This window comes from Acidovorax sp. LjRoot204 (genome assembly GCF_056175785.1).
The window spans coordinates 24,292-31,524 of record NZ_JBGFFF010000042.1 but is presented as its reverse complement, the minus strand read 5'-3'; the positions used below and the strand labels follow the sequence as shown (position 1 = coordinate 31,524).

Genomic DNA, 7,233 nt, shown 5'->3' with positions numbered 1-7,233 from the left:
CTCATAGGCCACGCTGACCACGGTGGACATCCACACGCGCGGGTCTGACAGCGACAGGTTTTCCACCCGCTGGGTGATCAAGAGTTCGTTGGGCACGATGGATTCGCGCCCCGAGGGCGAGCGTATGACGGTGTAGCGGGCATTGATTTGCGTGATGCGCCCCTCGAACGTATCGAGCTTGACGTTGTCGCCGATGCGCATGCTGCGCTCGGCCAGGATCACAAAACCGCTCACATAGTTGGCCGCCAGCTTCTGCAGGCCAAAGCCAATGCCCACGCCGACCGCACCGCCCAGCACCGACAGCGCAGTCAGGTCGATGCCCACCGACGACAAGGCCACCAGCAAACCCACAAACACCAGCAGCGCCCGCACCGCATTGCTCACCGCCTTGCGCAGCGACAGCTCGGCACCCGTGGCTGAGCGCAGCAACCGCGACTCGATGGCCGCCGAGATCCACAGGGCAATCAGCAGCACTGCCGCTGCGGTGACCGCCCCTTCGATGATGGTGCGCACCGACAGCGTCGCCCCGCCCACTTTCCAGTGGATCTGGTCCAGCTCGTCCAGCACCAGCGGCAGCAGTCCGGTGACCCACAGCACCATGCCCAGCCACGCCATCCAGGAGATGGAGCGCTCGATGGGCCGCACCCAGGCAGCGTCCGGGTAGGCCACCTGCAGCACCTTCACGCCAATGCGAATGACCACCAGCGCCACCAGCACCGGGATCGCAATCTTGAAAGCCGCCAGCGCCACCCAATGGTGCAGCAGGGTGCGCGCGATGTAGGCCAGACTCAGCAGCACCAGCGGAAACAGCGCGCCATCCACGATCCGCACACCAAACAGGATGGAGCGCGGGTCGCCCCGGCGCAGGCCGCGCTGCAGCAGCGCCACCAGCCCCCAGGCCAGGCCCACACACACTGCCAAAACAGCCAGCTCCACCAGCACCGTGGGGCTGAGAAAGGCCTGTACCCACAGGCCCACATCGTCGAGCATCGGCTTGTCCATCGTGCTGTGCCTCAACGCTTCCAGGCGGGCTGGCGTTTTTCGGCAAACGCACGGGCGCCCTCCTGGGCGGCCGAGTCCATCATGTTGGTGGCCATGGTCTGGCCTGCCAGCTGGTAGGCGGCATCAATGCCCAGCTCGCGCTGCTGGTACACCAGCGCCTTGCCCATGGCCACGGCCACACGGGGCGTTTGCAGGATGGATTGCACCAGTTGCTCGACCTCGGCATCCAGCGCATCGGCGGGCACCACCCGGTTCACCAGCCCTTGCGCGAGTGCAGTGGGCGCATCCATGAAGTCGCCGGTGAGCAGCATTTCCATCGCCCGCTTGGCGGGCACATTGCGCACGAGCGGCACGCTCGGCGTTGCGCAGAACAGGCCGTAGTGGATGCCACTGGTGGCAAAGCTGGCGCTGTCGGCCGCCACCGCCAGGTCGCACTGCGCCACCAGCTGGCAGCCCGCCGCCGTCGCCATGCCCTGCACCCTGGCGATCACGGGTACTGGCAGCTTGTGGATGGTCAGCATCATGCGGCTGCATTGCGCAAACAGCTTCTGGTAGTACGCCAGCTCCGGGTTCGCCGCCATGTCCTTGAGGTTGTGCCCGGCACAGAAGGCCTTGCCTGCTGCGGCCAGCACCACCACCCGCACGGACTCGTCGCGGCCCGCATCGTCCAGCACCTGTTGCAGCGCAGAGAGCATCTCTGCACCCAGCGCGTTGAAGCGGGCCGGGTCGTTCAGGGTCAAGGTGACCACGCCACGGGCGTCGCGGGTGGTTGTCAGCACATCATCGAAGTTCTTTGTTGTCATAGTTTGCTCCTCTCAGCCATCTGCACGCCGACTGAAACTGGCACTGCCCAGGCGGGGGCCGCCGCGCAAGGGCCGCCCCGCCGCGCTGGCGGCGTCCCCCTTCCGCATTGCGCAGCGATGCAAGAGAAGGGGGAAGCGGCGAAGCCGCTCAGGGGGTTGGTCACAAATCCGCGAGGACCCGCAAATGTGCCTCCACACTGCGCGCCAGCGGCCCCATCACGTAGCCACCCTCCAGGCACGACACGATGCGGCCCTTGGAGTAGCGCCGGGCCACGTCCTTCACGCGCTGGGTGATCCAGGTGTAGTCCTGCTCGGTCAGGCCCAGCTGGCCCATGTCGTCCTCGCGGTGGCCGTCAAAGCCCGCGCTCACAAAAATCATCTCGGGCTTGAAGGCCTCCAGCCGGGGCATCCACATCATCTCGATGATCTCGCGGATGTCCATGCCGCGTGTGTACGCGGGCACTGGCACGTTGACCATGTTGGGGGCGGGATCGTGGTCGCCGCTGTAGGGGTAGAACGGATGCTGGAAGATGCTGACCATCAGCGCCCGCGGGTCATTGGCCAGGATGTCCTCCGTGCCATTGCCGTGGTGCACGTCAAAGTCCACCACCGCCACGCGCTGCAGGTTGTAGCGCTGCAGCGCATATTTCACCGCCACCGCCACGTTGTTGAAAAAGCAAAAGCCCATCGCTTTGTCGCGGCAGGCATGGTGCCCCGGGGGGCGCACGGAGCAGAAGGCATTTTCGACCTCGCCCGCCATCACCGCGTCGGTGGCGGCCAGCGCAGCACCCGCAGCACGCAGCGACGCCTTCCAGGTGTGGGCGTTGATGGAGGTGTCGGTGTCAATCTGCGCATAGCTGGGGCCGCCAGCCATCAGCTCCTCGTTGAGCCGGTCAGACATCCCGCGCAAGGCGGCGATGTGCATGCGGCCATGGGCAAGTTCAATGTCGGCCAGTGAGGCTTCCGGCGCTTCGTAGCGCTCCAGCGCGTCCCCCACGCCAGTGACCAGCAAACGGTCTTCAATCGCATCCAGCCGCTCGGGGCATTCGGGGTGGCCCGGGCCCATCTCGTGCTTCCAACAATCCCGATGGGTGAAATAGCCCGTCTTGCTCACAGTCTTGTCCCCGCGTCTCGCATTTTTTGCCGTTTTTCGGATAACGTCGTGCCATGAATGCACAGCACAAGATCAAATCGCTTCTGGATCAGCTTAACACGGTGATCGTGGGCAAAAAGGCCCAGGTTCAGGACTGCGTGGCCTGCCTGCTGGCGGGGGGGCATCTGCTCATTGAGGACGTGCCGGGTGTGGGCAAGACCACACTGGCGCACGCGTTGTCCCACACCTTTGGGCTGCAGTTTTCGCGCGTCCAGTTCACTGCCGACCTCATGCCCAGCGACCTGACCGGCGTGTCGGTATACGAACGTGGCAAGGAAGCCTTTGTGTTCCACCCCGGCCCGGTGTTTGCCCAGGTGCTGCTGGCCGACGAAATCAACCGCGCCAGCCCCAAGACGCAAAGCGCCCTGCTGGAAGCCATGGAAGAAAAGCAGGTGTCGGTCGAGGGCGAAACCCGCGCCCTGCCCCACCCCTTCTTCGTGATCGCCACCCAGAACCCACACGACCAGCTGGGCACCTTTGCGCTGCCCGAGTCACAACTTGACCGCTTCTTGATGCGCATCTCCATCGGCTACCCCGACCGCGCCGCCGAGCGCCTGCTGCTGTCGGGCGCCGACCGGCGCGACATGGTGAGCAGCCTGCTGCCCCTGCTGTCCGCCGACGAACTGGCCGAGCTGCAGCGCCAGGTGCAGGCCGTGCACACCGCAGACCCCCTGCTCAACTACGTGCAGGACCTGATCGCCGCCACCCGCTCGGGCCGCTGGTTCTTGCAGGGCCTGTCGCCCCGCGCGGGCATTGCCATGCTGCGCGCCGCCAAGGCCCAGGCGCTCATCAGCGGGCGCGACTATGTGGCGCCTGACGATGTGCAGGCCGTGCTGCCGCAAACCATTGCCCACCGCCTGGTGCCCGTGGGCGACGCCGGGCGCGGCGCGGTCGAGCAGGTCCGCGCCATGGTCGATGCCGTGCCGCTGCCCTGATCGATGGAATCCGCCGCCCACCCTTCCCTCACGACGACCACGGGCTGGCGCGGCCTGGCCGCGCGGCTCAGCCCCGTGGCGCGCCTTCGCAGGCGCTTCCAGCGCTGGTGGCAGGCACGCCTGCCGCTGTCCGACACGCTGCAGCTCACCCAGCGCAATGTCTACATCCTGCCCACCAGCTCGGGCTGGATGCTGGCGCTCACGCTCGTCGTGCTGTTGGTGGCCTCCATCAACTACCAGCTCAACCTGGGCTATCTGCTGACCTTTTTGCTGGCTGGCAGCGCGGTGGTGGGCATGCACATCTGCCACGCCAACCTGCGCGGGCTGACGCTGCACCTGAAGGCACCCGAGCCACATTTTCTGGGCACCAGCACGGCGTTTGAGATCCAGCTGTCCAGTGATCGCAAGTCGCCGCGTTATGGCATTGCCCTGGCCGTGCACGGCACCGGCAAGGCCGAACACCATTGGGCCTGGACCGACGTGCCCGCCCAGGGCCAGGCCAGCGTGCAGGTGGCCTTCCAGCCCGGGCGCCGGGGGCTGCACCGCGTGCCCACCCTGACGGCCGAAACGCGGTTTCCGCTGGGCACCTTCCGCGTGTGGACCTATTGGCGCCCTGCTGCCGAGGTGCTGGTGTACCCCGCGCCCGAGGTGCCGCCACAACCCCTGCCGCCGGGCGAGCCCCGCGCAGGGGGCACGGGCAATGCGCCGTCGCAGGGCATCGGCGAATTCGACGGCGTGCGGGCCTACCGGCGGGGCGACCCGCTCAAACTGGTGGTCTGGAAGAAAGCGGCGAAGTCGCTGGCCACCGGCACCGATGACCTGGTGAGCCGTGACGCGCAACAGGCCCAGCGGCACGAGCTGTGGCTGGACCTGGCCCACGCCGCCTTGCCCAACCATGAGGCACGCGTGTCGCGCCTGACGGCCTGGGTGCTGCAAGCCGACCGCCTGGGCCTGGACTACGGCCTGCGCCTGCCCGGCACCGAGATCGCGCCCGACACGGGGGCCGCCCACCGCCGCCGCTGCCTGGAGGCGTTGGCCCTGTGTTGACCTGCCACTGCCCATTCCTGCCGAATTTGGCCCCTATCGGCTCCAAGCGCATATTCTCATTATCCGAATAGCTATCAAATAAATAGCATCATGAAATCCATCCTCCCCCGTTCCACCGCTCAGCCATGACCCTGCGTCAGACGCTCAACGCACTGCCGCGCGACGCGCGCGACACGCTGTTCCTGCTCGTCGTGATTGCGTGGGTCATCGCCCCGCAGGTCAACGTGTTGCCCGTATGGGCGAGCCTGCTGGCGGCCGGACTGATGCTGTGGCGCGGCTGGCTGGCCTTCAAGGGCCGCCCGCTGCCGACGCGCTGGGTGCTGGCCGTTCCGCTGGTGATCGCGGTGGCGGGCACGCTGTACACCCACCGCACCATCCTGGGCCGTGATGCCGGGGTGACGCTGATCGTGATGCTGCTGGCGCTCAAGATGCTGGAACTGCGCGCGCGGCGCGACGCGCTGGTGGTGTTCTTCCTGGGCTTCTTCACGATGCTCAGCAACTTCTTCTTCTCGCAGTCGCTGTTCACGGCCGCTGCCATGCTGGTGGCGCTGCTGGGACTGCTCACGGCGCTGGTCAACGCCCACATGCCTGTGGGGCGGCCACCGCTGTCGCAGGCACTGCGCACAGCAGGCACCATGGCGCTGCTGGGCGCGCCCATCATGGCGGCGCTGTTCATGCTGTTCCCGCGCATGGCGCCGCTGTGGGGCATGCCCAGCGACACCATGAGCGGGCGCAGCGGCCTGTCGGGTGTGATGAAGGTGGGCAACATTGCCGAGCTGGCGCTGGATGACACGGTGGCCATGCGCGTGCGGTTTGACACCCCTGACGGCGCCGCGCCACCGCAGAGCGACCTGTACTTCCGCGGCCCGGTGTTCGGCACCTTCGACGGCGTCGAATGGCATCCGGTGTCACCCCGCCCCGGCGACTATTCGCAGGCACGCGCCAGCACCGTCGCCAATCTGCGCGTGCAAGGCCAGCCCGTGCGCTACGAAGTGACGCTGGAGCCCCACCAGCGGCCCTGGCTGCTGCTGCTGGACGCTGCGGTGGACAAGCCCGAAGTGGCTGGCATGGAGACCTTCATGACGCAGGACCTGCAGTGGCTGACCACCCGCGCAGTGACCGACGTGGTGCGCTACAAGGCAGAGAGCTACACGCAGTTTGCCCATGGCCCCAGCGCCCCCAACGCCGCCCTGCGCGCCTATACCGAGCTGCCCACCGGCTTCAATCCCCGCACGCTGGCGCTGGCCCAGCAACTGCGCAACGACCCACAGCTCAACCCCAACCCCGCGCAAGACAACGCCGAGGCGCTCGTCAATGCCGCCCTGAACCGCCTGCGCACCGGCGGATATGTGTACACGCTGGAGCCCGGCGTGTACGGCCAGCACACGGCCGACGAGTTCTGGTTTGACCGCAAGGAAGGGTTTTGTGAACACATCTCCTCGGCCTTTGTGGTGCTGATGCGTGCGCTCGACATCCCGGCCCGCATCGTTACCGGTTACCAGGGCGGCGACCGCAACCCCGTGGACAAGCTCTGGACCGTGCGCCAGAGCGACGCCCATGCCTGGGCCGAGGTCTGGCTCTCCGGCCGGGGCTGGGTGCGGGTGGACCCCACGGGCGCCGTATCGCCCGGCCGCACCGGGGCCTTTCAGAGGCTGCGCGCGCCTCAAGGGGCGTTTGCCACCGCCATGGGCACGGTCATCAGCCCGGGGCTGGCGCAGAACCTGCGCGCCGTGTGGGAGGCCGTCAACAACAGCTGGAACCAGTGGGTGCTCAACTACACCCAGAGCCGCCAGCTGGACCTGCTCAAGTCCCTGGGCTTTGAGTCGCCCAGCTGGCAGGACCTGACCATGGTGCTGGGCATCCTGATCGTCGTGGCGGCCCTTGGGGGCATGGGCTGGAGCCTGTGGGAGCGCAGCCAGCACGACCCCTGGCTGCGCCTGCTGGCCCGCGCGCGCCAGCGTCTGGCCCGCGCAGGCATGGCATTGCCCGACACCTTGCCGCCCCGGGCCATGGCCGAGCGGGTGCAGGCACAATTCGGCGCACCCGCTGTGGCGGTGGCCGACTGGCTGCTGCGGCTGGAGCGCGTGCGCTACGCCCCCCACCCTGAGGCCGCCCTGGGCGATTTGCGGCGGGAGTTCCGCAGCCTCGCCTGGCCGAAACAGTGAATCATCCCCTGAGCGGCTGCGCCGCTTCCCCCAGGGGGACGATGCCCTCGCTGCGGGGCGGCCCTTGCTTGGCATCCCTGGTCTTGGAGCGCGCCGGTATCAGGCGCTGCAGGGAGCCACAACATGAC

The 7,233-nt window shown here is 67.4% G+C and carries 6 protein-coding genes; 3 read left to right on the top strand and 3 right to left on the bottom strand.

Annotated elements, in window-relative coordinates; genetic code table 11:
- The 3 genes from AC04MI_RS10150 to AC04MI_RS10140 form a co-directional block, all read right to left on the bottom strand.
- Window positions 1-1,002, bottom strand: a 1,002-nt coding sequence (locus AC04MI_RS10150) for a mechanosensitive ion channel family protein (protein ID WP_476497724.1), incomplete at its 3' end; no start/stop codon positions are given.
- An 11-nt stretch (window positions 1,003-1,013) separates the two neighbouring features.
- Complete coding sequence (locus AC04MI_RS10145; RefSeq protein ID WP_436077870.1) at window positions 1,014-1,805, bottom strand: enoyl-CoA hydratase; 792 nt, start codon at window positions 1,803-1,805, stop codon at window positions 1,014-1,016.
- A 160-nt stretch (window positions 1,806-1,965) separates the two neighbouring features.
- Window positions 1,966-2,871, bottom strand: coding sequence for a histone deacetylase family protein (locus tag AC04MI_RS10140; protein WP_056058384.1), 906 nt, complete (start codon window positions 2,869-2,871; stop codon window positions 1,966-1,968).
- A gap of 101 nt (window positions 2,872-2,972) precedes the next feature.
- On the opposite strand from AC04MI_RS10140, the gene AC04MI_RS10135 reads away from it, so the two are divergent.
- The 3 genes from AC04MI_RS10135 to AC04MI_RS10125 all read left to right on the top strand — a co-directional run bounded on the left by AC04MI_RS10135 (window position 2,973) and on the right by AC04MI_RS10125 (window position 7,105).
- A complete protein-coding gene (locus AC04MI_RS10135) occupies window positions 2,973-3,893 on the top strand; it encodes an AAA family ATPase (RefSeq protein ID WP_056058381.1) in 921 nt (306 codons plus the stop codon).
- Between the two features lie 3 nt (window positions 3,894-3,896).
- Window positions 3,897-4,940, top strand: a complete 1,044-nt coding sequence (locus AC04MI_RS10130; protein ID WP_056058379.1) for a DUF58 domain-containing protein — start codon at window positions 3,897-3,899, stop codon at window positions 4,938-4,940.
- Between the two features lie 125 nt (window positions 4,941-5,065).
- Window positions 5,066-7,105: a transglutaminase TgpA family protein gene (locus AC04MI_RS10125; RefSeq protein ID WP_436077869.1), complete on the top strand. Its 2,040-nt coding sequence runs from the start codon at window positions 5,066-5,068 to the stop codon at window positions 7,103-7,105.
- Window positions 7,106-7,233 lie beyond the last annotated feature (128 nt).

Bases quoted from the DNA above. Each gene is read 5' to 3' on its own strand.
- AC04MI_RS10145 (WP_436077870.1), bottom strand. From the start codon at position 1,805: ATGACAACAAAGAACTTCGATGATGTGCTGACAACCACCCGCGACGCC.
- AC04MI_RS10140 (WP_056058384.1), bottom strand. From the start codon at position 2,871: ATGGGCCCGGGCCACCCCGAATGCCCCGAGCGGCTGGATGCGATTGAA.
- AC04MI_RS10135 (WP_056058381.1), top strand. From the start codon at position 2,973: ATGAATGCACAGCACAAGATCAAATCGCTTCTGGATCAGCTTAACACG.
- AC04MI_RS10130 (WP_056058379.1), top strand. From the start codon at position 3,897: ATGGAATCCGCCGCCCACCCTTCCCTCACGACGACCACGGGCTGGCGC.
- AC04MI_RS10125 (WP_436077869.1), top strand. From the start codon at position 5,066: ATGACCCTGCGTCAGACGCTCAACGCACTGCCGCGCGACGCGCGCGAC.